2 rRNA genes are annotated in these 1341 nt (G+C 68.5%); both read right to left on the reverse strand.

Going from position 1 to position 1341, the window contains the following annotated elements:
- Nucleotides 1-1023: 1023 nt before the first annotated feature.
- Nucleotides 1024-1140, reverse strand: a 5S ribosomal RNA gene (gene rrf, locus ACGFT1_RS35700).
- Nucleotides 1141-1245: 105 nt separating this feature from the next.
- A 23S ribosomal RNA gene (locus tag ACGFT1_RS35705) occupies nucleotides 1246-1341 on the reverse strand; the annotation flags it as partial.

Genomic DNA, 1341 nt, shown 5'->3' on the forward strand with positions numbered 1-1341 from the left:
TCACCCTCACGACGGTCGTCGCGCTGGAACGGCGGACGCGAACCCCGGTCACCCTCACGACGGTCGTCGCGCTGGAACGGCGGACGCGAACCCCGGTCACCCTCACGACGGTCGTCGCGCTGGAACGCCGGACGCGAACCCCGGTCACCCTCACGACGGTCGTCGCGCTGGAACGCCGGACGCGAACCCCGGTCACCCTCACGACGGTCGTCGCGCCGGCCGGCGTAACCGCCACGGTCGCCACGGTCGCCGTAACCGCCACCACGGCGGTCGTCGCGGTTGTCGTCGCGGCGGAAGCCGCCACCTCGGTTGTCGTCGCGGCGGTCGTCGCGGCGGAAACCGCCGCTGCGGTTGTCGTCGCGGCGGAACGGGGGACGGTCGCCGCCCCGGTCCCCGCCGCGGTCGTCGTCACGGCGGTACGACGGACGGTCGCCGCCCCGGTCGTCCCGGCGGAAGCCGCGGTCCCCACGGTCGTCCCGACGCGGCCCGCGGTCACGGTCGTCGCGCTGGAACGCGGGACGCGAACCCCGGTCACCCTCACGGCGGTCGTCGCGCTGGAACGGCGGACGCGAACCCCGGTCACCGTCACGACGGTCGTCGCGCTGGAACGCGGGACGCGAACCCCGGTCACCCTCACGGCGGAAGCCACCGCCTCGGTTGTCGTCACGGCGGAAACCGCCACGCTCGCCACGGTCGCGGTCATCGCGACGGTCGTCACCGCGGAAGCCACCGCGGTTGTCGTCACGCCGGCCGGAAGAACCGGCACGGTCGTCACGGCGGCCGCTGTCACGGCGGTCGTTGTCTCGGCGGAACCCCCCGCGGTCACTGCGGTCACCGCGGTCACCTCGGAAGCCTCCGCGGTCGCCCCGGTCACCACTGTCCCGTCGCCGCTGGTCGCGCTCCGGTCGGTCGTCGGGAGAGTTGGTGGACATGGTGACTCCTGTCATCGGTACACAAGCATAGTAAAAACGAAAGGACCCCTGGTCCCAGCTGAACGCTGGGACCAGGGGTCCTCCAAATATTGTTCGGCGGCGTCCTACTCTCCCACAGGGTCCCCCCTGCAGTACCATCGGCGCTGTGAGGCTTAGCTTCCGGGTTCGATATGTAACCGGGCGTTTCCCTCACGCTATGACCACCGAAACCCTAATGGTTTCGAGCGAACAAGCACACTTTTTTGTTATGTGTTCTGCTCAAAAACCGGCAACGGTCGTTGCCTCAGAACCAACACAGTGAACGCGAGCATCAATGGACAAGCCCTCGGCCTATTAGTACCGGTCACCTCCACACGTTACCGTGCTTCCAGATCCGGCCTATCAACCCAGTCGTCTACTGGGAGCCTTA

This window comes from Streptomyces sp. Y20 (assembly GCF_043195475.1).
In the GTDB taxonomy this organism is placed as follows: Bacteria; Actinomycetota; Actinomycetes; order Streptomycetales; family Streptomycetaceae; genus Streptomyces.